Annotated in this window: 19 protein-coding genes, 1 tRNA gene and 1 other RNA gene; 14 read left to right on the top strand and 7 right to left on the bottom strand. The window is 77.4% G+C overall.

Going from position 1 to position 22,994, the window contains the following annotated elements; all coding sequences use genetic code 11:
* Positions 1 to 85: 85 nt before the first annotated feature.
* From CSPHI_RS12470 to CSPHI_RS08070, 3 genes are all read left to right on the top strand, one after another.
* The gene (locus CSPHI_RS12470) at positions 86 to 505 is read left to right on the top strand and encodes a DUF3052 domain-containing protein (protein ID WP_075692371.1); all 420 of its coding nucleotides are present in this window, start codon (positions 86 to 88) and stop codon (positions 503 to 505) included.
* A gap of 38 nt (positions 506 to 543) precedes the next feature.
* A tRNA-Val gene (locus CSPHI_RS08075) sits at positions 544 to 618 on the top strand.
* A gap of 247 nt (positions 619 to 865) precedes the next feature.
* Positions 866 to 1,843, top strand: coding sequence for a cobalamin biosynthesis protein (locus tag CSPHI_RS08070; protein ID WP_075692369.1), 978 nt, complete (start codon positions 866 to 868; stop codon positions 1,841 to 1,843).
* Here the strand turns inward: CSPHI_RS08070 and CSPHI_RS08065 are convergent.
* Complete coding sequence (locus CSPHI_RS08065) at positions 1,840 to 2,862, bottom strand: SURF1 family cytochrome oxidase biogenesis protein (protein WP_075692367.1); 1,023 nt, start codon at positions 2,860 to 2,862, stop codon at positions 1,840 to 1,842. The genes CSPHI_RS08070 and CSPHI_RS08065 overlap by 4 nt on opposite strands.
* A 158-nt stretch (positions 2,863 to 3,020) precedes the next feature.
* On the opposite strand from CSPHI_RS08065, the gene CSPHI_RS08060 reads away from it, so the two are divergent.
* Positions 3,021 to 3,587: a GtrA family protein gene (locus tag CSPHI_RS08060; RefSeq protein WP_075692365.1), complete on the top strand. Its 567-nt coding sequence runs from the start codon at positions 3,021 to 3,023 to the stop codon at positions 3,585 to 3,587.
* A 27-nt stretch (positions 3,588 to 3,614) separates the two neighbouring features.
* Here the strand turns inward: CSPHI_RS08060 and CSPHI_RS08055 are convergent, their stop codons facing one another.
* Positions 3,615 to 4,109 (bottom strand): low molecular weight protein-tyrosine-phosphatase, encoded by a 495-nt coding sequence (locus CSPHI_RS08055; RefSeq protein ID WP_075692363.1) that lies wholly within the window; start codon positions 4,107 to 4,109, stop codon positions 3,615 to 3,617.
* A 92-nt stretch (positions 4,110 to 4,201) separates the two neighbouring features.
* Positions 4,202 to 4,942, bottom strand: a complete 741-nt coding sequence (locus tag CSPHI_RS08050) for an HAD hydrolase-like protein (protein WP_075692362.1) — start codon at positions 4,940 to 4,942, stop codon at positions 4,202 to 4,204.
* Positions 4,943 to 4,976: 34 nt separating this feature from the next.
* Between CSPHI_RS08050 and CSPHI_RS08045 the strand changes: the two genes are divergently transcribed.
* The 5 genes from CSPHI_RS08045 to rnpB all read left to right on the top strand — a co-directional run bounded on the left by CSPHI_RS08045 (position 4,977) and on the right by rnpB (position 9,177).
* Positions 4,977 to 6,131 (top strand): aminotransferase class I/II-fold pyridoxal phosphate-dependent enzyme, encoded by a 1,155-nt coding sequence (locus tag CSPHI_RS08045; protein ID WP_075692360.1) that lies wholly within the window; start codon positions 4,977 to 4,979, stop codon positions 6,129 to 6,131.
* Entirely contained in the window at positions 6,128 to 7,318 is a 1,191-nt protein-coding gene (locus CSPHI_RS08040; RefSeq protein WP_075692358.1) for a Nif3-like dinuclear metal center hexameric protein, read from the top strand. The genes CSPHI_RS08045 and CSPHI_RS08040 overlap by 4 nt, the downstream gene beginning before the upstream one ends.
* Complete coding sequence (locus CSPHI_RS12465) at positions 7,315 to 8,049, top strand: zinc ribbon domain-containing protein (protein WP_075693898.1); 735 nt, start codon at positions 7,315 to 7,317, stop codon at positions 8,047 to 8,049. Before CSPHI_RS08040 ends, CSPHI_RS12465 begins: the two co-directional genes overlap by 4 nt.
* Entirely contained in the window at positions 8,046 to 8,711 is a 666-nt protein-coding gene (locus CSPHI_RS08030) for a histidine phosphatase family protein (protein ID WP_075692356.1), read from the top strand. Before CSPHI_RS12465 ends, CSPHI_RS08030 begins: the two co-directional genes overlap by 4 nt.
* Positions 8,712 to 8,727: 16 nt before the next feature.
* Positions 8,728 to 9,177, top strand: an RNA gene (gene rnpB / locus CSPHI_RS08025) — RNase P RNA component class A.
* A 56-nt stretch (positions 9,178 to 9,233) separates the two neighbouring features.
* Here rnpB and CSPHI_RS08020 read toward each other — a convergent pair.
* Together CSPHI_RS08020 and CSPHI_RS08015 are read right to left on the bottom strand one after the other, a co-directional pair.
* Positions 9,234 to 10,520, bottom strand: coding sequence for a TrpB-like pyridoxal phosphate-dependent enzyme (locus tag CSPHI_RS08020; protein ID WP_075692354.1), 1,287 nt, complete (start codon positions 10,518 to 10,520; stop codon positions 9,234 to 9,236).
* A gap of 80 nt (positions 10,521 to 10,600) precedes the next feature.
* Positions 10,601 to 11,824, bottom strand: coding sequence for a GHMP family kinase ATP-binding protein (locus CSPHI_RS08015; RefSeq protein WP_075692353.1), 1,224 nt, complete (start codon positions 11,822 to 11,824; stop codon positions 10,601 to 10,603).
* Between the two features lie 152 nt (positions 11,825 to 11,976).
* On the opposite strand from CSPHI_RS08015, the gene CSPHI_RS08010 reads away from it, so the two are divergent.
* Positions 11,977 to 12,186, top strand: a complete 210-nt coding sequence (locus tag CSPHI_RS08010) for a hypothetical protein (protein WP_075692351.1) — start codon at positions 11,977 to 11,979, stop codon at positions 12,184 to 12,186.
* A gap of 12 nt (positions 12,187 to 12,198) precedes the next feature.
* On the opposite strand, the gene CSPHI_RS08005 is transcribed toward CSPHI_RS08010, so the two are convergent.
* Positions 12,199 to 13,914 carry a CYTH and CHAD domain-containing protein gene (locus tag CSPHI_RS08005; RefSeq protein ID WP_075692349.1) on the bottom strand — a complete coding sequence of 572 codons (1,716 nt, stop codon included), beginning with the start codon at positions 13,912 to 13,914 and terminating at the stop codon, positions 12,199 to 12,201.
* Positions 13,915 to 13,973: 59 nt separating this feature from the next.
* Positions 13,974 to 14,783, bottom strand: coding sequence for a 3-methyl-2-oxobutanoate hydroxymethyltransferase (gene panB, locus CSPHI_RS08000; protein ID WP_075692347.1), 810 nt, complete (start codon positions 14,781 to 14,783; stop codon positions 13,974 to 13,976).
* Between the two features lie 59 nt (positions 14,784 to 14,842).
* Here panB and CSPHI_RS07995 point away from each other — a divergent pair, with 59 nt between their 5' ends.
* The 4 genes from CSPHI_RS07995 (at position 14,843) to CSPHI_RS07980 (ending at position 22,628) form a co-directional block, all read left to right on the top strand.
* Positions 14,843 to 16,183, top strand: coding sequence for a glutamine synthetase family protein (locus CSPHI_RS07995; RefSeq protein ID WP_075692345.1), 1,341 nt, complete (start codon positions 14,843 to 14,845; stop codon positions 16,181 to 16,183).
* A 10-nt stretch (positions 16,184 to 16,193) separates the two neighbouring features.
* Positions 16,194 to 19,364, top strand: a complete 3,171-nt coding sequence (locus CSPHI_RS07990; RefSeq protein WP_075692343.1) for a bifunctional [glutamine synthetase] adenylyltransferase/[glutamine synthetase]-adenylyl-L-tyrosine phosphorylase — start codon at positions 16,194 to 16,196, stop codon at positions 19,362 to 19,364.
* 56 nt (positions 19,365 to 19,420) lie between these two features.
* Positions 19,421 to 21,574 (top strand): hypothetical protein, encoded by a 2,154-nt coding sequence (locus CSPHI_RS07985; RefSeq protein ID WP_075692341.1) that lies wholly within the window; start codon positions 19,421 to 19,423, stop codon positions 21,572 to 21,574.
* Between the two features lie 319 nt (positions 21,575 to 21,893).
* Positions 21,894 to 22,628 carry a L,D-transpeptidase gene (locus tag CSPHI_RS07980; protein WP_157118510.1) on the top strand — a complete coding sequence of 245 codons (735 nt, stop codon included), beginning with the start codon at positions 21,894 to 21,896 and terminating at the stop codon, positions 22,626 to 22,628.
* Positions 22,629 to 22,994 lie beyond the last annotated feature (366 nt).

Genomic DNA, 22,994 nt, shown 5'->3' with positions numbered 1-22,994 from the left:
CGCGGCGGACGGTAAACTTTCGCGCTGGAACGACGACAACCGCGGGGCCGAGCCCGGTCCCGGTGAACCGAGGAGGATCAGGGAAGTGGACGACGCCTCCGGCGCTGCCGGGCGGACCATCGACGTACTGGGCGTGCGCAAGGGCATGCGCATCCAGGAGATCGGCTGGGACGAGGACTGCGACAGCTCGCTGAGCGAGGCGGTGGAGACCTTCCTCGGCGCGGATCTGCTCGACGAGGACACCGACGAGGTCGTCGACATGGTGCTGTACTGGTTCCGGGAGGACGACGGGGATCTGGTCGACGGCCTGGTCGACCTGATCCGCCCGCTCGGCGAGGGCGGCTGCATCTGGCTGCTCACCCCCGGCGCGGGCCGGCCCGGCGCCCTGGAGGCCGGGGTGATCGACGAGTCCGCGCAGCTGGCCGGGCTCACCGGCACCTCGGCGACCCGGCTCGGCGACTGGCAGGGCAACTGCCTGGTGCCGCGCGGCACGAAGCGGCAGTAGCCCATGCATCCGGCCGGGCGCGCGGGATCCGGCCGCAGGCGGAGATAGCTCAGCGGTAGAGCACTGGTCTTACACACCAGCGGTCGGGGGTTCGACACCCTCTCTCCGCACCATCGGCGGGCCCCGGCATCGGGGCCCGCCGCACCGGATCCGGGCCCCGGCGGGGTGCCGGCACGCACCGCGGGGCCGCGGCGCGCCCCGCGCGGCGCGGTCGCGCGCCCCGGGGGCGGGGAGCCCCGCCGGCGGACCCGGCCGGGGACGGGGGCCGCCCGAGCGCCGGCGGCGGTAGAGTGCCATCGCGAACCCCGCCGGCGGCGGGCACCCCGGCCCGCCCGCCGCAGCCGACCCCGGGGAGGACCCATGCCCGCCACCGCGCGTCCGCCGCGGCGCCGCCGGCTGCTGCTGCGCGCCGCGGCCCTGGCCGTCGGCGCCGCCGCGGACCGGGTGTTCGGCGACCCGTCCCGGCACCACCCGGTGGCCTGGTTCGGCTCCGCCGCCGCCGCCGCGGAACGGGCCTGCTGGGCCGACTCCCGCCCCCGTGGCGCGGTCTACGCCGCCGCGCTGGTGGCCGCCCCCACCCTGGCCGCGGCCGCGCTGGCCCGCCGGGCCCCGGCGATCACCCTGGCCGCGGCGACCTGGGCGGCCCTCGGCGGCACCACCCTGCTGCGCACCGGGGACCGGATGGCCGCCGCCCTGGCGGACGCCGACCCGGCCGCGCCCGGCTCCCTCGACCCGGCCCGCGGGCTGGTGCCCTGGCTGTGCTCCCGGGACCCGGCGGCGCTGGACGCGGCCGGGATCGCCCGGGCCACGGTGGAGTCCCTGGCGGAGAACACCTCCGACGCGGTCACCGGCACCCTGTTCTGGGGTGCGCTCGCCGGGGCCCCGGGGGTGGTCGCGCACCGCTGCCTGAACACCCTGGACGCGATGATCGGCTACCGCGACGACCGGTACCGCCGCTTCGGCTGGGCCGCCGCCCGCGCCGATGATCTGGCCAATCTGGGCCCGGCCCGGCTCACCGCCGCGGCCACCGTGGCCGCCGGCTCCGACCGGCGCGGCGCGCTGCGCGCCTGGGCGCGCGACGCCGCCGCCCACCCCAGCCCGAACGCCGGGGCGGTGGAGGCCGCCGCCGCCGGCGCCCTGGGGCTGCGCCTGGGCGGGCCCACCCGCTACCGGCACGGCGTGGAGCGCCGCCCCACGCTCGGCGACGGGGCGGCGCCGGGGCCGGCGGATGTGCGCCGGATGGTGCGCCTGGGCGCCCGGGTGCAGGCGATCGCGGCCGCCATGGTGCTCGCCGGGCTGCTCGCCGCGGCGGCCGCCCGGCCGGGGGACCGGCCCTAGAAGCGCTCCCGGCCGCGGCGGGAGCGGTGCAGCGCCTCGGTGTGCCCGGAGCCGCCGTAGCGGGCGGCCAGCCGGCGGGCCCGCTCCTCCTCGGCGTCCCCCGCGGCCGACCGGTCCCCGGGATCGCTCCCGGCCGGCGTCGCCGGGGCGGCCCCGGGCTCGGCCGCGTCGCGCCGGGCGGTGGCGTCGGCGGCGGAGTAGCCCGCCCCGGGGCGCGGCGCCGGGGCGGCGCCGCCGCGGCGGGCGGCGGCCAGCGCCGCCTCATGCTCGGCCTGCTCCTCCTGCTCCCGGCGGCGCTCCCGCACCTCGGCGTAGACGAACCAGAGCACGGTCAACGGGGCGGCGAAACCGAAGAAGATCCACTGGATGCCGTAGGACAGGTAGGGCCCGGACTCCAGCTGCGGCAGCGGGATCGGGTTCAGCCCGCCGGGCTGCTCCTCGGCCAGCTGCACCCAGTCCGGGGCCACCTCGGCGCCGATCAGCTCCCCGATCTGGGCGGTGTCGATGCCGTAGACCTGCACCGCGTCCGCGTCCACGATGGGCGGGCGCTCCGGGGTGCGCTCCCCGCGGCGGGCGTAGCCGCGGATGGTGACCTCCCCGGCCGGCGCCGGCTCGATGTCCGGGGTGCGGCCCTCCGCCGGCGGCACCCAGCCCCGGTTCACCAGGAAGGCCCGGCCGTCCGCGGCGCGGAACACGGTGAGCACCTGCACCGCCGGCACCGACTCCACCGGCCGGTTGCGCAGCTGGGCCTGCTCGCGCACCTGGTAGCGCCCGGTGAGCTCCACCCGGCGCCATTCCGCGCCCTCCGGGATCCGCCCGGCCGGGTCGAAGACCTCCGCCGCCGGCACCGGGTCGGTCTCGAAGGCCTCCCGCAGCTGGTGGTTGCGCTCCTGGGTCGCGGTGTTCTTGCCCAGCTGCCAGGGGGCGAGCACCGTGAACGCGAGATAGGCGAAGGCGATCGCCACCACGGCGGCGAGCACCCAGCCGGGTGTCAGGAACTGGCGGATTCTGCTTCCCACGCCCTTCACCTTACGTTGCCCTCACCCCCGTCGCGCCCGGCCGCCGCGGGCGGTGGGCCCGCCGCGGCACCGGGGTAAACTGGGCGCCGACGCCGACTCGGGCGCCCCGGCGGCGCCGGCGCGAGCCGGCCCGCCCCACGCCCCACCCGGAGGAGACCGTGCCCGCCACCGCAGCCCAGCCCGCATCGGGCCGCCGACGCCGCGTGCTCGGCCAGTTCATCAAGTTCGGGCTGGTCGGCGGCACCGGGGTGGTGGTCAACACCGCCGTGGCGGTGGCGGTGCGCAAAACCGGGCTGCATTTCGGCGTCGACGAGCACCAGGTGTTCCTCAACCTGCTGGGCACCCGGTGGAACATCCGCTGGTCACACGTCTACGCCACCCTCGCCTTCCTGGTGGCCAACATCTGGAACTTCCAGCTCAACCGCTCCTGGACCTTCCGGGTCGCCGACCGGCCGAACTGGTTCCGGCAGTTCCTGCCCTTCCTGGTGGCGGGGCTGTCCGGGCTGCTGGTCGGGCTGATCACGATCACCGCGCTGACCAACCCCACCTCCCCGCTGGCGCTGCCGCCGGAGATCTTCGACGACTCCACCGGGCTGCGCACCCGCTTCTACTGGGCGAACCTCATCGGCGTGCTGCTGGGCACCCCGGCGAACTTCCTGATCAACAAGCTGTGGACCTTCCGGGTGCGCGGCCGCGGGCAGCGCCCCCGGGTGGATCTGGCCTGAGCCGGGCCGGTGCCCGGCCGGGGGCCCTCAGCGGCCGGAGATCTCCTCGAGCAGCCCACGCGCCCACGCCACCAGACCCGGGGCGGCGGCGTCGATCTCCTCCCGGGTGCGGGTGAACCCGGACCGATCCCCGTAGTAGGGGTCGGCGACCTCCGCCCCGGCCGGCGAATCCGGGTCGAAGGAGCGCAGCAGCCGGATCCGGTCCGCCGGGATCCCGGCGGCGCGCAGCTCCCGGACATGGCCGGCGTCCATCGCCACGTACAGGTCGGCGCCGGCGTGCTCCGGGCCGAGCTGCGCGGCCACATGCGCCGGGTCGTGCCCGGCGGCGAGGAGCTCCGCGGCGGCGCGCGGGTCGGCGCCCTGGCCCACATGCCAGCCGCCGATCCCGCAGGAGCGCACCCGCACCCGGTCGCCCAGGCCCGCCTCGTCGAGGGCGTCGCGGACGATGATCTCGGCCATCGGGGAGCGGCAGATGTTGCCGGTGCACACGAACACCAGGTAGACGGGCTCGGTCCGATCCATATCGCGCACGCGGCGCCTCCCTTCGCTTCCGCCGGCGCCGCCTCACCGGCGCCGGACCGCCCACCGAGGGTAGACCATCGGCGGGGTGCGGCTCATCCGGCGCCGGCCAGCAGCCGGCGCACCGCCGCGTCCAGGCCCGCCGCGTCCGCGGCGATCTCATCGGCCCGGGCCCGCTCCGCGGCGTCGCCGTAGCCCCAGCCCACCGCCACCGCGGGCAGGCCGAAGACATGCGCCCCGGCGAAGTCGTGGCTGCGGTCGCCGACCAGCACCACCCCCGCCAGCGCCGGCCCGCCCGGCCCCGCCCCGCCGGCGGCGTCCGGGTCGTCCGGGCGGTAGCCGGCCCGGCGGACCGCGGGCAGGCCCAGCATCCGCAGGGTGTGCCCGATCACCTCGTCCTTGGCCCGGCGGTCCCCGGCGTCGTCGGCGGCCCCGATCGCGTCGAAGCGGTCCAGGATCCCGAACCGGGCCAGCACCCGGCGGGTGAACACCCCGCCCTTGGAGGTGGCGGTGGCGATCCGGAAGCCCGCGGCGCGCCAGCCGTCGAGCAGCCCCGGCCAGCCGTCGAACATCCGGGTGTCCGCCCAGCCGCCGGCGGCCTGCTGCGCCCGGTAGGCCGCCAGGGCCCGCCGCGCCCGGTCCCCGGTGATGCCCAGGGCGGCGAAGGAGTCCACCATCGGCGGGCCCGCGATCCGGGCCAGGAAGGATTCCTCGGGCGTCGGCTCGTCCACGGCGGCCAGCGCGGCGAGGAACCCGGCCCGGATCCCGGGCAGGGAGTCGCTGATGGTGCCGTCGACGTCGATGAGCACGGTCGGCGGGTGCGGGTGGGCGTCCATGGGCCCAGTATGGCCCGCCGCCTAGGCTGGCGGCATGGCCCCGCACCCGCCCCCGGTCGATCCGCTGCGCTACCACGGCGACCTCGCCGCCGCCGGGGCCCGCCTGGACTTCGCGGTGAACGTCCGCGGCCCGGCGCCGGAGTGGCTGGTCCGGGAGCTGCGCGCCGCCGTCGACGGGCTCGCCGGCTACCCGGACGCGGCCCTGGAGCGGCGGGTGCGCGAGGCGCTCGGCGCCCTGCACGGCCGGCCCGCCGAGGAGGTGCTGCCCCTGGCCGGGGCCGCCGAGGGCTTCGCCCTGCTGCCCGATCTGGTCCCCGCCGGCCGGCCCGCGGCGGTGCTGCACCCCCAGTTCACCGAACCGGAGGCGGCGCTGCGCGCCGCGGGCGTGCCGGTGCGCCGGATCCTCGCCGAGGCGCCGCGGCGGCTGCCCGACCCGGACGGGCCCGACCTGGCCGGTGCGGCGCTGGTGGTGGCCGGCAACCCGGTCAACCCCACCGGGGCGCTGCACCCGGGGGCGCGGCTGCGCCGGCTGGCCGGCCCCGACCGGCTGCTCCTCGTCGACGAGGCCTTCGCCGACGTGGTGCACCCCGCCGACCACCCCGGCGGGGCGGAGCCGGCCCTGGCCGGGGTGCGCGACCCGCGGGTGCTGGTGCTGCGCTCCCTGACCAAGACCTGGGGGCTGGCCGGCCTGCGCTGCGGCTACGCCCTGGGCGAGCCGGGGGTGCTGGCCCGGCTGGCGCGGCGCCGGCCGGCCTGGCCGGTGGGCACCCTGCAGCTGCGCGCCATGGCCGCCGTCGCCGCCCGCGGGCCCGCCGAACTGCCCGCCATCCGGGAGCGGCTGCGCGCCGAGCGCACCGCGATGACCGCCCGGCTTCGCGCCGCGGGCTGGACGGTGGCGGCCTCGGCGGCGCCCTTCCTGCTCGCCCGGCCGCCGCTGGCCGCCGACCCGGCCGCGGACCCGGCCGCGGCGGTGGCCGAGCTGCACCGGCTGCGCGCCCGGCTGGGCGCCCGCGGGATCGCGGTGCGCCGCTGCGACACCTTCCCCGGCCTGGCCGGCGGCGGCCTCGGCGGGCCCTGGTGGCGGTTGGCGGTGCGCGCCGCGCCGGAGGTGGGCACACTGGTGGACGAGGTGCATCAGCTCGCCCGCGGCAGCCGGCCCGGGCGCGCCGGAGGAGAGGAACCACGATGAGCGTGACCGTCGGGGAGATCCGGGACCTGCTGGACCGGGCCTACCCCCCGCAGCTGGCCGAGGACTGGGACCGGGTGGGGTTGATCTGCGGTGACCCCGCCGCCCCGGTGGACCGGGTGGCGGTCGCCCTGGACTGCACCGACGCCGTCGCCGAGGCGGCGATCGAGACCGGGGCGCAGCTGCTGGTGGTGCACCACCCGCTGCTGCTGCGCGGGGTGAGCAGCGTCGCCGCGGACACCCCCAAGGGCCGGATCCTGCACCGGCTGATCCGCGCCGGGGTGGCCCTGTTCGCCGCGCACACCAACGCCGACTCCGCCCGGCCCGGGGTCAACGACGCCCTCGCCGAACTGCTCGGGGTGCGCCCCGGCCGGCCCCTGGCGCCGACCCCCGACCCGGGCCTGGACCTGTGGGCGGTGAAGGTGCCGGCCGGTGACGCCGACGCGGTCGCCGCGGCGCTGTTCGACGCCGGGGCCGGGGCGATCGGCGACTACGACCGGTGCCGCTTCGACACCGCCGGCACCGGCCGCTTCCGGCCCGGCCCCGGCGCCCGGCCGCATATCGGCGCCGCCGGGGTGGAGGAGGCCGTCGCGGAGACCAAGCTGGAGCTGGTCGCCCCGCGGCCGGCCCGGGCCCGGGTGCTCGCCGCGCTCCGCGCGGCGCACCCCTACGAGGAGCCGGCCTTCGACATCATCGAGTCCGCCGCCCCCACCGTCGACCCGGACCGGGCCACCGGGCTGGGCCGGATCGGGGAACTGGACCGGCCGATGGCCTTCCGCGATTTCGTGGCCCGGGTCGCCGAGCGGCTGCCCGCCACCGAATGGGGGGTGCGCGGGGCCGGGGACCCGGACCGGCGGATCCGCACCGTGGCGGTGGCCAGCGGCTCCGGGGACTCCTTCCTCGGCGCCGCCGCGGCCGCCGGGGTGGACGCCTTCGTCACCTCCGATCTGCGGCACCACCCGGTGGACGAGGCGCTGCGCGCCGGCGGGCCCTGCATCGTGGATACCGCGCACTGGGCCAGCGAATCGCCCTGGTGCGCCGCCGCCGCGGCGCTCATCGCCGAGCGCGCCGGGATCGCCGCCGAGGTGCTCGACATCCGCACCGACCCGTGGACCCTCGCCGCCGGCGGCCGCGGCCGGGCCCCGGACGGGCCCGCGGCCGGGGCCGGGGACGGGGGGCCGCGGCGATGAGGATCGACCCCGCGCTGCAGGTGCGGCTGCTGGACCTGTCCACCTGCCGCACCCGCCTCGACGGCATCGCCGCCCGCCGGGAATCGCTGCCCGAGCGCGCCGAGTGGACCCGGCTGCAGGCCGAGGCCGCGCGCAGCCGCACCGACTCCGCCCGGGCCCGGCTGGCCGCCAAGGACCTGGGCATGGACCTGCGCCGGCTGGAGGCGGATCTGGAGAAGATGCGCCGCCGGGAGGCCGATGACCGCCGGGTGCTCGGCGCCGTCGGCGACGCCCGCACCCGCCGGGACATCGAGCACGATCTGCGCTCCACCGCCCGCCGCCGGGAGGCCCTGGAGGCCCGGATCGCCGAGGTGCGCGACCACCGCGACGCCCTGCAGATGCACGCCGGGGCCGCCGGCGGGGACGTCGACGACCGCCTCGCCGCGGCCCGGCGGGCCCTGGACGCCGCGGACGCGGCCCTGGTCGCCGAACGCGAGGAGCTCACCGCCGAGGCCGCCCGGCTGCGCGCCGGGGTGGAGCCGGGGCTGCTCGCCCGCTACGACGCCCTGGAGGAGGAGGTCGGCATCGCGGTGGCCCGGCTCGCCGGCCGGCAGTGCCGCAGCTGCTTCATGGACCTGGACCCGGCCACGCTGCGCGAATTCGCCGCCCTGGACGTCGACGAGGTCGCGGTGTGCCCGGAGTGCCTGTGCTGGCTGGTGCGCCCGGAGACCATCGAGGCGGGCCGCCGGTGAGCGCCGCCGGGGCCGCGGCCGCGCCGGGCTGGACCGGGGCGACGGGGGCGCCCACCCGGCTGGTGCTGCTGCGCCACGGGCAGACGGCGATGAGCGTGGACCGGCGCTACTCCGGCTCCGCCTCCGACCCGGGGCTCACCGAGCTCGGCCACGCCCAGGCCCGCGCGGCGGCGCGCCGCCTGGCCGGGGCCGGCTGGCGGTTCGCCGCCGTGGTGAGCTCCCCGCAGCGCCGGGCCCGGGCCACCGCCGGCCACGCCGCGGCGGCGCTCGGCCTGGAGGTGGAGGTCGACGAGGATCTGCGGGAGACCGACTTCGGCTCCTGGGAGGGGCTCACCTTCGCCGAGGCCGCCGCCCGGGACCCGCGCCGGCACGCCGACTGGCTGGCCGACCCGACACTGGCCCCGCCCGGCGGGGAGGCCTTCGCCGAGGTCGACGCCCGGGTGCGCGCCGCCCGGGGGCGCCTGGCCGGCCGGGGGCCGGCGGATCTGCTCGTGGTCAGCCACGTCACCCCGATCAAGGCGCTGCTGCGGCAGGGCCTGGGGGTGGGCTTCGAGCTCTTCGTCAACCTGCACCTGGATCTCGCCTCGGTGAGCGTCGCCGAGTTCTACGCGGACGGGCCCACCTCGGTGACCCTGGTCAACGACACCGGGCACCTGGGGTAGGCTGTCCCGCGGTGAGCGAGCCGGCCGGATGGCCGCGGCACGGGGACCAGCGCGGCATGCGCCCGGCCCGGCGCCGAGGAAAGTCCGGACTCCGCAGGGCGCGGTGGTTGCCAACGGCAACCCGGGGCGACCCGCGGGACAGTGCCACAGAAAGGAAACCGCCCGGGCGGCGGCGGGGGAGACCCCGCCGCGCGGACCCGGGTAAGGGTGAAAGGGTGCGGTAAGAGCGCACCAGCGCCGCGGGTGACCGCGGCGGCTCGGTAAACCCCACCGGGAGCAAGGCGAGAGGGTGCACCGCGGCGGTCGCCGGGGTGCGCCTGCCCGGACGTTCGAGGGCGGCCCGCCCGAGTCCGGGGGTCAGCCGCTTGAGGCGCCCAGCGATGGTGCGCCCAGATGGATGGCCATCACCCGCCGCGGCCGAAAGGCGCGGCGGGGACAGAATCCGGCTTAGAGGCCGGCTCGTTCACCGCACAGCCCCCGCCGCGGGCGGGCCCCGCCGGGGCCCGCCCGCGGCCCCGGCGGCTACAGGAACTGGTCGTAGGCGGGCAGGTCCAGGAACCCGTTGCCGGACAGGCCGATCAGGATCACCGGGCCGGAGCCGGGCTCCCCGGTGTGCCGGCGGGCCTCCGCCACCGCGGCGGCGATGGCGTGGTTGGACTCCGGGGCGGGCACGGTGCCCTCGGTGCGGGCGAAGAGGATCCCGGCGGCGAAGGCCTCCTCCTGGGTGATCGAGCGGGCCTCCATCAGCCCGGTCTCCACCGCATGGGAGACCATCGGGGCCATCGCGTGGTAGCGCAGCCCGCCGGCGTGGATCGGATCCGGGACGAAGTCCCGGCCCAGGGTGTGCATCTTCAGCAGCGGGGTCAGCCCGGCGACGTCGCCGTGGTCGTAGCGGTACTCGCCCTTGGTCAGGGAGGGGCAGCGGGCCGGCTCCACGGCGAGGATCCGGGCGGCGGTCTCGCCGCGGATGTTCGCCCCGATGAAGGGGAAGGACAGCCCGGCGAGGTTGGAGCCGCCGCCCGCGCAGCCGATCACGATGTCCGGGCCGGCGTCCTCGCCGAACATCTCCAGCTGCCGGATCGCCTCCTGGCCGATGATCGTCTGGTGCAGCATCACGTGGTTGAGCACCGAGCCCAGGGAGTACCGGGCGCCCTCGGTGCCCACCGCGACCTCGATCGCCTCGGAGACCGCCATGCCCAGCGACCCGGGGGTGTCCGGGTCCTTGGCCAGCATCGCCCGGCCGGCCTCGGTGAGGTCGGAGGGGGAGGGGTGCACGGTGGCGCCGTAGACGTGCATGAGCATCCGCCGGTAGGGCTTGGAGTCGTAGGAGGCGCGCACCTGCCAGACCTCGACCTCCTGGTCGAAGAACTGGCCGGCGAAGGCCAGGGAGGCGCCCCACTGGCCGGCGCCGGTCTCCGTGGTCAGCTTGGTGATCCCGTCGACCCGGTTGTAGTACGCCTGGGCGATCGAGGTGTTCGGCTTATGCGAGCCGATGGGGGAGACCGACTCGTTCTTGAAGTAGATCCGCGCCGAGGTGCCCAGGGCGCGCTCCAGCCGGGGCGCCCGGGCCAGCGGGGAGGGCCGCCACAGCCGGTAGATGTCGCGCACCGGCTCCGGGATCTCGATATAGCGCTCCCGGGAGAACTCCTGCTCGACCAGTCCGGTGGCGAACAGCGGGGTCATGTCCTCCGGGGCGAGGGGTTCGCCGGTGCCCGGGTGCAGATGCGGCGGCATCGGCTCGGGGAAGTCCGCGGCGAGGTTGTACCAGTGCGTCGGCATCAGCGACTCGGGCAGCACCGCCTTGGTCATGTGCCGGTCGACGGGGCCTGCGGGGCCGGCCTGCTCGGGTCCGGAGGAGGGGACGGGGGCGGGGTCGCGCTGTTCGGGGCTCATGCCCCCCAGGGTAGCCCGGCGGGGGTGGCCGCCACGGGGATTGCGGAACCTCCGGCGGCGCGGATCGCCGCGGCGGTCGCCGCGGCCGCCCCGGCCGGCGCCCAGGCCACCAGGGCCGCCGCCGGGGCGCCCAGCGGGCGCACCAGGGCGCCGGCGTCGGCGGCGGCGGCGGTGAGCTGGCCCAGCGGGGCGTCCGCGTCGGGGGCGCCGCCGTGGTCCCGGATGTCCACGGCCACGGTGTTCAGCGCCGCGGCGACGTCGCCGTGGCGCAGGTGCCCGGAGATCGCCCGGCACCGGTCCGCCCCGGCGCCGGCCCGCTCCAGCCAGGCCGCGGCCCGGGACTCGGTGGGCGCGTCGGAGTCCGGGTCCACCTGGTGGCGGGCCCGGATCCACTCCAGCACCCGGGTGTCCGCGTCCGGCAGCTCCGCCAGGGTGGGCACCCCGAAGGCCCGGCAGGCCTCGGCGAAGAACCGGTCCCGGGCCACCGGCGGCTCCGCGCCGGTGACATCCGGGGACCAGGCCACCAGCAGCCGGAGGTGATCCGGCACCGGCACCTGGGTGACCGCCCCGTCGGCGTGGTTGCACAGGGCCACGTGCCCGGCCCGGGCGCGCAGCGCCACCGTGTACGGGTGCAGCGGGATGTCCCGGCCCAGGTGCGCGGCCTGCGCCTCGTGCAGTGCGGCGGCGTAGCGGGCCCGGGTGGGCACGTCATCGCGGTCGCCCCAGATCTCGTTGGCGGCCAGCGCCAGCGCCGCCCCGATCGCGGCGCGCTCGCCCAGGCCCCGGCGGGAGGGGATGTCCGATGCCACGGTGACGCTGAGGCCCCGCCCGGTGCGCGGGATGAGCGGCACCGCCTGCTGCAGGGCGACCACCGCGGCGGCCACCGTCGCCGCGGTGCGCGGCAGCCCCTCGGGGGTCGCGTCCGGCATCGGCATCCGGTGCTCCTCCCCGCCGGCGCGGATCACCAGGGCGTCGTCCTCGGCGGGGCCCAGCGCCACCGCCGCGGACGCCCCGGCGGCGGCGGTGAGCAGCATCCCGCCGGCGCGGGCGCAGGGGTCGCCGATGAGCTCCACGGAGGCCGGGGCGGAGGCGGCGGCGTGGCCGTCGGGCAGTGCGCGCGCATCGGCTCCGCCGCGCACGGCGGCCAGGACGCGGTCGAGGGCGGGGGTGCCGGGCATCGGGGTCCTCTCCACGGATCGGGCGGCGTCGGGGGTGGTCATCGGCACATGGTAGCCGGGGCCGGGGGCGCCGGGGCCCGGGGGGAGCCCGCCGGGCGGCGGCCGCGCGGCGCCGGCGCTACCGTGGGGACAGCAGCGTTCACCGGGCCGCGGGCGGGCCCCGCCGGCGGCCGGCACCGGGAAGGAGGCGCCCGATGGGCGGCGAGAAGTGGTACTACCTGCTCAGCACCGGCGAGGTGGTGCGGGGCAAGTTGCACGGCTGGGACGACCGGATGGGCCCCTATGACACGGAGGCGGAGGCCCGGGCGGCCCTGGAGCGGGTGCAGGCCCGCAACGCCGCCGCCGATGAATGGGACGAGGCCGACGACGACTGGGGCGAGCCGGCGCGCACGTCCGGCGACTAGCCCGGCCGGGGCTCAGTCCCCCCGGATCATCCTCCGGTGCCGGCGGCGGATCTCCCGGATCCGCTCGTCGTAGTCGGCCAGCGCCGCCCGCCCGGCGGCGTACTCCATCTGGTGCAGCACCCCGTAGCCGAAGGTGTCCCGGCCCAGCCGGCGGGCCCGGCGGGCGTGCCGGCGCAGCACCGCCCGGGCGGTGACCGCGTCCTGGTGCTCGCCGAGGCTGGTCTGCAGCTCCCGGCAGGCCCGGCGCAGCCCCCGGGTGCGCACCCCGGCGGCCTTCGCCGCGTCCGCGGAGTAGCGCAGCTTCTTCGCCGCCTTGCGCACCTCGTGCAGCCGCCGATCCCGCTCCGCCGGGTCGGGCGCCTCGGCGACGGCCTCATGGTCGGCGATGAGCTCGGCGTAGGCGGCCTCGAGATGGCGCAGCAGGGTGGCCCGGGTGCGCTCCCGCTCCCGGCGCTTGGCCTTCTTCCGGGCCTTCCCGGCCTTCTTCGCGGCCCCCGTGCCCGGATCCCCCGGGACCGGCTCCGCCCCGGTCCCGGCCGCGTCCCCGGCGTCGTCCGCCCCGGCCTCCCCGGCCGGCGCGGCGGGCCCCGCCGGGCCGGCCGCGTCGGCCCCGTCCTGCACCGGCGGATCCGCGATCAGCGCGTCGAGCTCGTCGAGCAGCCGCAGATAGCGATCCGAGTCCAGGGCCAGCACCACCCGGCGGTGCGCCCGGGCGTAGTCGCGGCGGATGTCCTCGACCAGATGCGCCCGGATCCCCTCATCGAGATCCCGGGCCTCCTCCCGGTCCAGGTCCGCCGCCAGCCGCTCGGCGACCACCTCCGCGTCCCGGGCGGCGCCGAGCACCCGGCCCAGCGCCTTCAGCTCCGCGGCGACGAGCTCGTAGCGCTCCCCGCCGAGGATCCCGCGGAAGGTGCGCAGATGGCTGCGCAGCTCCCGGGTGGCCACCCGCATCCGGTGCACCGAGTCGAACTCGTCGCGGCGCACCCGCGGATCCATGTCCAGCAGCACGTCCCGGTTGCCGGCCAGCGCGTCGACCACCGCCCGAGCCGCGGTGCCCTTCGGCGGCCGCGCCGGGGCGTCCGGGGCGGGCACGTTGCGCACCGAGTCGCCGAGCGCGGTGGCCAGCTTCGAGGGGCTCTCCGCCTCGGTGGCGCCGGCGGCCAGCAGCAGCTCCCGCGCCGCCGCCAGCAGCTCGGCGCCGCGGGGATCGCCGGCGAGGTCCTCGGCGAGCTCGAACTCCCATTCCCGCCAGCTGGTCGCGGTGCCCCTGGGCAGCAGGGAGCGCGCCCGCACCCGGTCATCGCAGAACTCGCCGAGCACGGCGCCGGCCGCGTCGCGCAGCCGGGTGACCCGGCGGGTGTTGTCCACCACCGCGATGGGGGAGAGCTCCCGGCCGCGCACCAGGGCGCGCACCGGGGCGAGCACCTCCGCCGGCGGGGGCGCGTCCGGCTCGCCCAGGGGCGCGCCGTACTCCACCCGGCCGGCCTCGGCGGGGGTCTTCAGATGCCAGCCGGCGTCGGCGCCCCCGGTGCGCCGGCGCAGGGTGCACCGGGCGCGGGTGAGGGTGAGCCGGTCGGTGTCGTGGTAGACCGCGGAGAGCCCGATGGTCTCCGGCTCCCCGACCGCGGCCACCCCCGCCACCCCGATCAGCTCCTCGAGCCCCGGGTCCGGCAGATCGTCCCCGGCGGCGAACTTCGCCTCCACCTCGATGGCCCTCGTCGCGTTCATGCCCCGACCCTACCGGGGCCGCGGCCGGGCGCGCCCGGCCGCGGCGCCGGGAGGGCGGCTCAGCCGTCGAAGGTGTGCCCGGCGGTGGGGAAGTCCCCGGCCTCCACGGCCTCCCGGTAGGCGCGGGCGCCCTCGGTCATCGCCCGGCCCGCCTCGGCGAAGACGTGGCTGAAGCTGGGCCGGCGGCCGTCCTCGGGCACCCCCAGCATGTCCTGCCAGACCAGCACCTGGGCATCGCAGTCCGCCCCGGCGCCGATGCCGACGGTGGGGATCGCCAGGTCGGCGGTGATCTCCGCGGCCAGCGCCCCGGGCACCATCTCCAGCACCACCGCCGCCGCCCCGGCGGCCTGCACCGCCGCCGCGTCGGCGCGCAGCGCCTCGGCGGCGGCGCCGCGGCCCTGCACCCGGAACCCGCCCAGGGCGTGCACGGACTGCGGGGTGAAGCCGATATGCGCCATCACCGGGATGCCCGCGGCGACCAGCGCCCGGATCCGGGGGGCGATCCGCTCCCCGCCCTCGATCTTGACCATGTGCGCCCCGGATTCGCGCATCATCCGGGCCGCGGAGAGCACCGCCTGCGCATCGGAGGCCTCGTAGCTGCCGAAGGGCAGATCCGCGACGACCAGGGCCCGCGGGGCGCCGCGCACCACCGCCCGGGCCAGCGGGATGAGCTCCTCGAGGGTGACCTCGGCGGTGGTGCCCATGCCGTAGACCACGTTCGCGGCGGAATCGCCCACCAGCAGCACCTCGATCCCGGCCTCGGCGAAGGCGCGGGCGGTGGAGTAGTCGTAGGCGGTGAGCATCGCCCAGCGGCGGCGCTCGGACTTCCAGCGGGCGAGGTCATGGAGTCGGGTCTGCTTCGCGCTCATGCCCCGAAGTCTGCCATGAGCCGGCGCCGCGCGTCCGCGCGGCGGCTATCGTCGGATCCATGGACCGCCAACAGGAATTCGTGCTGCGCACCGTCGAGGAACGCGAGATCAAGTTCATCCGGCTCTGGTTCACCGACATCCAGGGCTACCTGAAGTCCGTGGCGGTGTCCCCCGCGGAGCTGGAGGGCGCCTTCGAGGAGGGCATCGGCTTCGACGGCTCCGCCATCGAGGGCTTCTCCCGGGTCTCCGAGGCCGACACCATCGCCAAGCCGGATCCCTCCACCTTCCAGGTGCTGCCCTGGCGCCAGGATGACGAGCAGCCCCATTCGGCCCGGATGTTCTGCGATATCGTGATGCCCGACGGCCAGCCCAGCTGGGCGGATCCGCGCCATGTGCTGCGCGGCCAGATCCGGGCCGCCGCGGAGCAGGGGCTGAGCCCCCTGGTGCACCCGGAGATCGAGTTCTTCCTGGTGGAGAGCCTGGACACGGGGGGCCGGCCGCCGGTGCCGGCCGACGGCGGCGGCTATTTCGACCAGGCGGTGCACGAGAAGGCCCCGCATTTCCGGCGCGACGCGATCACCGCCCTGGAGGCGATGGGCATCCAGGTGGAGTACTCCCACCACGAGGGCGCCCCGGGTCAGCAGGAGATCGACCTGCGCTACGCCGATGCGCTGGCCATGGCGGACAACATCATGACCTTCCGCTACCTGGTGAAGCGGGTGGCGATGGACAACGGGGTGCGCGCGACGTTCATGCCGAAGCCCTTCGCCGACCAGCCCGGCTCGGCGATGCACACGCACATGTCCCTGTTCGAGGGCGACGAGAACGCCTTCAACGACCCCGATGACGAGTTCCAGCTCTCCCGCACCGCGCGCGGGTTCATCGCCGGGGTGCTCACCCACGCCAACGAGATCTCGGCGGTGACCAACCAGTGGGTGAACTCCTACAAGCGCACCGTCTTCGGCGCGGAGGCGCCGACCGCGGCGACCTGGGGGATGGCGAACCGCTCGGCGATGGTGCGGGTGCCGATGTACTCCCCGGGCAAGGCCTCCTCCCGGCGGGTGGAGATCCGCTCCATCGACTCGGCGTGCAACCCCTACCTGGCCTTCTCGGTGGTGCTCGCCGCGGGCCTGCGCGGGATCACCGAGGGCTACGAGCTGCCCCCGCAGGCGGAGGACAACATCTCGGAGATGACCCTGCGGGAGCGCCGGGCGCTGGGCTACCGGGATCTGCCGACCTCCCTGGAGGAGGCGCTGCGCGAGATGGAGCGCTCCGAGCTGGTGGCGGACACCCTCGGCGATCACGTCTACGAGTTCTTCCTGCGCAACAAGTGGCGGGAATGCCGCGAGTACCAGTCCCAGGTCACCCCCTGGGAGCTGCGCGCGAACCTGGACTACTGAGGCGGCGCCGGTGACGAATCGCCCGCGGACCTCGCGAAGCACCCTGCCCACCCCGGCGGCGCTCGGCATGGCCGGCGGGGAGCGCACCCTGGCCGATCTGCGCGCCCTGGGCTGGTACGACGATGACGGCCTGGAGCTGCTCTGGGGCCTGGCCGGAGCCTCGGACCCGGATCTGGCGCTCAACGCCATGGTGCGGCTGAAGGAGGCCCTCGACGCCGGGCGGGAATCCGGGGAGCTGCCCGAATGGGCGGGCTGGGCGGCCCTCGACGCGGCGCTGCGCGGCACCGTGGCGATGCGCACCCGGGTGTTCGCCCTGCTCGGCGGGTCCGCGGCGCTGGGCGATCATCTGGTGGCCAATCCGGCGCAGTGGCCGACCCTGGCCGAGGAGCTGCCCACCCGGGCGGAGATGTTCCGGGGCATGCTCGGCGCGGTGGCGGCGGAGCCGGAGGTCGCCGCCGCCGGGGACGGCGCGGACGATCCCGGCGCCGGGGCCGCGGAGCCGGCGGGGCCCGCCCCGGACGGCTCGGGCCCGGGGCTGTACCGGGCCGGGGTGGACGGGGTGGACGCGGAGCGGGCGCTGCGCCGGGCCTACCGCAACCTGCTGCTGCGGATCGCCGCGGTGGACCTGGCCGGCACCTACCCGCGCGGGCCGCGCCGGCCCGGGCAGCCCCCGGTGCCCTTCGCGGAGCTCACCGGGATGCTCTCCGATCTCGCCGATGCGGCGCTGACCGCCTCCCTGGCGGTGGCGGTGGCGCGCACCCACCCCTCCCGGCCGGTGACCGGCCGGCTGGCGGTGCTGGCGATGGGCAAATGCGGCGCCCGGGAGCTGAACTACATCTCCGACGTGGACGTCATCTTCGTCGCCGAACCCGCCGACAACCGGGCCACCCGGCTGGCCGGGGAGTTCGTCCGGGTGTCCTGCCGCTGCTTTTTCGAGGTGGATGCGGCGCTGCGCCCGGAGGGCAAGTCCGGGGCGCTGGTGCGCACCCTGGACTCGCATATCGCCTACTACCGGCGCTGGGCGAGCACCTGGGAGTTCCAGGCGCTGCTGAAGGCCCGGCCGATGACCGGGGACATGGCCCTGGGCCGGGCCTACGTGGCGGCCCTGGCGCCGATGGTGTGGGAGGCCTCCCAGCGGGAGTCCTTCGTCGACGATGTGCAGGCGATGCGGGTGCGGGTCATCGACAACGTGCCCGAGGAGCTGCGCGAGCGGGAGCTCAAGCTCGGCCCCGGGGGTCTGCGCGACGTGGAGTTCGCGGTGCAGCTGCTGCAGATGGTGCACGGCCGCTATGACCCGACGCTGCGCGGCACCGCCACCGTGGACGCCCTGGAGGCGCTGGTGGAGGCCGGCTACATCGGCCGCGAGGACGGGGCGGCGATGATCGACTCCTACGAGTTCATGCGGCTGCTGGAGCACCGGCTGCAGCTGCAGCGGATGCGCCGCACGCACACCCTGCCGGAGGCCGGGGACGCGCACGGCCGGCGCTGGCTGGCCCGGGCCGCCGGGATCCGCGCCGCCGGCTCCGACGACCACGGCACCGCCCTGGACCGGGAGGTCCGCGCCACCGCGCTGGGCATTCGCAGCCTGCACAACAAGCTGTTCTACCGGCCGCTGCTCAACTCCGTGGTGGAGCAGGACATCGGCACCCTGCAGCTGTCCGCGGACGCGGCGAAGCGGCAGCTGGCGGTGCTGGGCTACCGCTACCCGGACCGGGCCTTCGAGCACCTCTCCGCCCTGGCCGCCGGGGGCTCGCGCAAGGCCCGGATCCAGGCGATGCTGCTGCCCACCCTGATGGAGTGGCTCTCCGGCACCCCGGATCCGGACGCGGGGCTGCTCAACTACCGGCGGCTCTCCGATGCCCTGCACGAGAAGCCCTGGTTCCTGCGCATGCTGCGCGATGAGGGCATCGTGGGGCGCCGCCTGATGCACGTGCTGGGCACCTCCCCGTACGTGGCGGGGCTGCTGCTGGCCGCCCCGGACGCGGTGAAGCTCTACGGCGACGGGGCGCACGGGCCGAAGCTGCTGGACGCCGACCCGACCACGGTGTGCCGCTCCCTGGTCGCCGCCGCGGGCCGCTACGAGGACCCGGATCGGGCGATTTCGGTGGCCCGGGCGCTGCGCCGGGCGGAGCTGGCCCGGGTGGCCTCGGCGGATCTGCTGGGCCTGATGGAGGTCCGGGAGGTGTGCCGTTCGCTGTCCCTGGTCTGGGACGCGGTGCTGGAGGCGGCCCTGCAGGCGGAGATCCGCGGCTGGGCCCGGGACGCCGCCGCGGACCCCGACGCCGGTGCCGCGGCCCCGCCGGCGACCATCTCGGTGATCGGGATGGGCCGGCTCGGCGGGGCGGAGCTGGGCTACGGCTCCGATGCGGACGTGATGTTCGTCTGCGAGGTCGCCGAGGGCGCCGAGGAGACCGAGGCGGTGCGCTGGGCCACCGGGATCTGCGAGCGGATGCGCCGCCGGCTGGCCCGGCCCAGCCAGGACCCGCCCCTGGAGGTGGACCTGGACCTGCGCCCGGAGGGCCGCTCCGGGCCGCCGGTGCGCACCCTGCACAGCTACCTGCGCTACTACGAGCGCTGGGGGGAGACCTGGGAGCTGCAGGCGCTGCTGCGGGCGACCTGGATCGCCGGGGACGCCGATCTCGGCCGGCGTTTCCTGGAGGGCGTGGACCCCTTCCGCTACCCCGCGGGCGGGGTGCCGGAGGCCACCATCCGGGAGGTGCGCCGGATGAAGGCCCGGGTCGACGATGAGCGGCTGCCGCGCGGGGCGAACCGGCGCACGCACACTAAGCTCGGCTCCGGGGCGCTCACCGACATCGAGTGGACGGTGCAGCTGCTCACCTTCCAGCACGCCCACGAGGTGCCCGCGCTGCACGACACCTCCACGCTGCGCTGCCTGGACGCCCTGGAGGAGGCCGGCACCCTGGCCGCGGCGGACGTGGCGCATCTGCGTACCGCCTGGTTGACCGCCACCCGGGCCCGCAACGCGCTGGTGCTCGCCCGCGGCAAGCGCACCGACCAGCTGCCCCAGCCGGGCCCGCATCTGGCGCACGTCGCCGCCGCCGCGGGCTGGGATCACCGCGACTCCACCGGGTTCATGGAGCACTACCTGCGGGTGACCCGGCTGTCCCGGAAGGTGGTGGACCGGGTGTTCTGGGGCGAGGAGGCCCCGGACTACCACTAGGGCGGGCCCGGCCCCTCGGCTCGATTCCCCCCGGCACCTGGTGCATGATGTGGGGCGTGCGGGGACAGACGGACTACTCGGTGGAGCGCTCCTGGTGGCGCCATTGGCGGGATCGGGGCGAGCCCGCCATCCGGGAGCTCTACCTCACCGCGGTGCCCGGCCGCGCCGGGGCCGCCGCCGGCGCCGGCGCCGCCCGGCCCGGCCCCGCCCGGATGCTGCGCGAGATCATGTCCGCCGACGGGGCGGTGGGCGCGCTGTCCGAGGCGACCGTGGACGTGCCCGCGGTGCTGCTGCTCATCCACGCCCTGGAGGGCCGGGCGCATATCGACGATCTGCTGGCGCTGGCCTGGTGGGTGGCGGAGACCGAGACCTTCCCGCACGAGGGCGACACCGCGCCCTCGCCGGTGCGGCCGGCGGCCACCCGCGCCGAGATGCGCGCGGTGCTGGACCGGGCCGACCGGCTGGGCCTGGTGTGGGAGGAGCCGGCCGGGGTGTGGAACCTGCCCGGCCACGCCGCCGAGGCGCTGCTGCCGGAGCCGACCCTGGCCACCACCGTGGACCATCTGCTGCGCTTCACCGGGGCGGCCGCGCTGACCCGCCGGGCCCGGGGACTGGGCCTCATCGGCGCCGGGGAGGAGTTCGACCCGGCCCGGCACGCCGCGGCGCTGCGCTCCTTCCTGTGCTGCCCCCGCCGGGTGCGCGCCCTGGTGTCCACCGCCCCGCACGCGGTGCGCCGGGAGCTGCGCCATTTCGCGGTGGAGGGGGTGCACCTGGACTCCGCGGACTGGGCGCCGCGGCGGCGGGAGGCGGTGGCCTGGGGCCTGGAGCACCTGCTGCTGGTGCTCTTCCCCGGGGAGGCCGACACCGGCGCCGCCGGCCCCGCGGAGGGGGAGGAGCTGGCCGGGGACCCGGCGGCGGGCTGGAACGCGGCCATGCCGGCGCCGGTGGCGCTGGCCCTGCGCGGGGACCGGCACGCCCTGCCCCGGCCGCACGAGATCGAGGCCCGGCCGCTGCCGCCGGGCCACCAGCCGGATCCGGTGGCCCGGGCCACCGCGGCGGTGGCGATCGCCTCGGCGTACATGGACCTGTGGGGCCACGGCGGCTACCTGGACGGGGATCTGCGCCAGTTCGAGGGGGCGGTGGCCGCCGGGGACTTCGCCGCGGTGCACGGCATCGACGAGGGCGAGCTCTTCGACGTGATCGGGATGCTCGCCGCGGTGCGGCTCATCGACCCGGCCACCGGGCTGCCCACCGCGGCCGCCCACGCGCACTGGTTCACCGCCGGGCCCGCGGAGCGCTGGACCTGGTTGGCCGCCGGCTGGCTGCGCGGGCCCGACGAGTGGTTCGGCGGCGTCCCCCGGCACCCCTCCGATCCGCTCTCCCCGGAGCGGATGGCCCATGTGCTGCGCCGGGCGTGCCGGGAGCTCACCGTCTTCGCCGCCGGCCTGGAGCCGACCATGATGGCCTACGAGTGCTGCGTGGAGGATCACCTGTGGTGGCGCTGCGGGGCCCCGTTCTTCGGCCGCGGCGAGGAGTGGCGCGAACTCGCCGGCAAGGCGCTGCACGGGGCCCGCACCCTGGGCGTCTTCGTCGACGGGGTGGGCGGGGCGCCGGCGGGGCATATCGCCGCGGCGCTGTCCGAGCTGTGGCTGAGCCGCCAGGATCTGCCGGCCGACGCCATCGCGGCGACCCTGCTGGAGCGCGCCCCCGGGTTCGTCCGGGTCGCCGACCGGGTGCGCCTGCGCACCCGGCCCGATCCCGGCGATCCGCGGCACCCGCAGCTGGTCGCGGTGGTCTCCGGGGTGCCGGGGGCGCATCTGGCGGCGCTGCTCGACGACTGCGGGCACCGGGAGGCCACCGGGGCGCGTTCGCGCTGGCTGCTGGACCCGGAGGCCCTGGCCGCGGGGATCCGGCGCGGCCGCACCGCCGCCGGGATCGTCGCCGACTTCACCGCCGCCGGGGCCCGCGGCGGGGGCCGGGCGCTGCTCATCCGGCGGCTGCGCGCCCTCGGCGAGGCGGTGGACCTGGAGCTGGACCTGCGCCTGGCCGGGGAGGGGGCCGACGCCGGGGAGGCGGCCGCGCCGGGCGCGGACGCCCCGGCCGAGCCCGCCGCCGGGGAGGCCGATCCGGGCGGGCCGGGCGATGCCGGGGACCCCGGCGAGGGCGATGGCGGCCCGGGCGCGGACCCGGCGCAGCTGCGCCTGTTCTAGGTCCCGGGAGCCGGCCCCGGCACCGGGGCGGATGGGGCGGACGTGGCGCGCGGGGCGGCTGTGGCGCCGGGCGGCGGGGGCGCCGGGTAGGCTGGGGACGATGAGCCCCAGGACGCCGGGCCCGCCGCCAGGGCCGCGCACCCCGTCGAACGATGACGTTCGCCGGGGCCCCCGGCGTCCCCGGGGCACCGGGCGGGCCGATGCGGGCCCGCGGCGGGGGAGCGCCGCGGCCCGGGCGCAGGCCGGGCCGGACCGGCCCGCGCACACCCCCTACGCCGCCCATGCCGCGCGCACGGCCGGCGCCGGCGGCAGCCGGCCGGTGCGCGGCCGCGGCGGCCGCCGCCGATCCGGCGGGGGCCTGCCCGCCGCCGCGGCGGCCTTCCGCCGGCGCACCGGCGTCGGCGCGGACGCCGCCCTGGTGGCGCTGGCCGGGGTGATCACCCTGGTCGTCGCCGGCGGCCTGGCCCTCGGCGGGGAGCGGGACATCACCGCCCCGGGCGAGCCGACCACCCCGGCGGCGCTGCCGGAGCCCGAGGTGGAGCGGATCGTCGCCGAGTACACCACCGGGGTGCGGCTGCCGTATCCGCGCAACATGGCCCTGGCCGACGTCATCGACGGCGGCGGCTTCGCCGATGCGGAGCAGGTGCGCCGGGCCGTGGACGGGCAGCTGGCGCAGTGGAACCTGCGCGCCGACGGCACCCTGGTGCGCAATGACTGCCCCCCGGAGGCCCGCGCCTGCGTGGACCTGGACAACCGGCTGGCCTGGCTGCAGGACGCCGGGGGCGTGTTCTACGGGCCGGTGCCCACCATCGGCGGCCCGGAGGCCGAGCCCACCCCCCGGGGGTCCTTCCGGGTGCTGTGGAAGAACGTCGACGACATCAGCGAGCGCTACGGGCAGCGGCTGCCCTTCGCGGTGTACTTCACCGACAACGGGATCGCCTTCCACGAGGGCCCGCTGGCGGAGAACTCGCACGGCTGCCTGCACCTGGCCCACCAGGATGCGCCGACCTTCTTCGAGCGGCTCAACGAGGGCGACCTGGTCGTCATCATGTGAGGGGCGCCCCGCCGGGGGCCCCGGGGATAGACCGCTTTGTCTGCCCGTGCTAGCATCGCCGGCACGGTCCGGTTCGGCCCGCCCGCGCACCGTGGAGCCCCGCCCGCGCGGAGTCGGCCGACAACGAGGGAACCCGGTGCGAATCCGGGACTGACCCGCAACGGTATCCGCCCCCGCCGGGGACGCCCCGCCGCGCGCCGCGCGACGGGCCGGCCCCCGCGGGCCCCGGCGCCGCCGCCCGTCCGGCGACGGCCGCCGACACCAGGGGCTCCGCAGGCGGCGGGGGCGCAAGTCCGATCACCTGCCGGCCGCGGCCGCCGGAACCCCGGCGGCCGGCCACCCCCGCCTCGAGGATCGGGCGGACGG

The sequence above is a fragment of the Corynebacterium sphenisci DSM 44792 genome (genome assembly GCF_001941505.1).
In the GTDB taxonomy this organism is placed as follows: Bacteria; Actinomycetota; Actinomycetes; order Mycobacteriales; family Mycobacteriaceae; genus Corynebacterium; species Corynebacterium sphenisci.
This window is presented reverse-complemented; position numbering and strand designations above follow the sequence as displayed.

Excerpts from the sequence above, each read along its gene's own strand:
- CSPHI_RS08045 (WP_075692360.1), top strand. The coding sequence starts at position 4,977 with ATGGCCCCGCACCCGCCCCCGGTCGATCCGCTGCGCTACCACGGCGAC.
- CSPHI_RS08015 (WP_075692353.1), bottom strand. The coding sequence starts at position 11,824 with ATGACCACCCCCGACGCCGCCCGATCCGTGGAGAGGACCCCGATGCCC.
- CSPHI_RS07995 (WP_075692345.1), top strand. The coding sequence starts at position 14,843 with ATGGACCGCCAACAGGAATTCGTGCTGCGCACCGTCGAGGAACGCGAG.
- CSPHI_RS08055 (WP_075692363.1), bottom strand. The coding sequence starts at position 4,109 with ATGGATCGGACCGAGCCCGTCTACCTGGTGTTCGTGTGCACCGGCAAC.
- CSPHI_RS08040 (WP_075692358.1), top strand. The coding sequence starts at position 6,128 with ATGAGCGTGACCGTCGGGGAGATCCGGGACCTGCTGGACCGGGCCTAC.
- panB (WP_075692347.1), bottom strand. The coding sequence starts at position 14,783 with ATGAGCGCGAAGCAGACCCGACTCCATGACCTCGCCCGCTGGAAGTCC.
- CSPHI_RS12465 (WP_075693898.1), top strand. The coding sequence starts at position 7,315 with ATGAGGATCGACCCCGCGCTGCAGGTGCGGCTGCTGGACCTGTCCACC.
- CSPHI_RS08050 (WP_075692362.1), bottom strand. The coding sequence starts at position 4,942 with ATGGACGCCCACCCGCACCCGCCGACCGTGCTCATCGACGTCGACGGC.
- CSPHI_RS08070 (WP_075692369.1), top strand. The coding sequence starts at position 866 with ATGCCCGCCACCGCGCGTCCGCCGCGGCGCCGCCGGCTGCTGCTGCGC.
- CSPHI_RS08005 (WP_075692349.1), bottom strand. The coding sequence starts at position 13,914 with ATGAACGCGACGAGGGCCATCGAGGTGGAGGCGAAGTTCGCCGCCGGG.
- CSPHI_RS08020 (WP_075692354.1), bottom strand. The coding sequence starts at position 10,520 with ATGACCAAGGCGGTGCTGCCCGAGTCGCTGATGCCGACGCACTGGTAC.
- CSPHI_RS08010 (WP_075692351.1), top strand. The coding sequence starts at position 11,977 with ATGGGCGGCGAGAAGTGGTACTACCTGCTCAGCACCGGCGAGGTGGTG.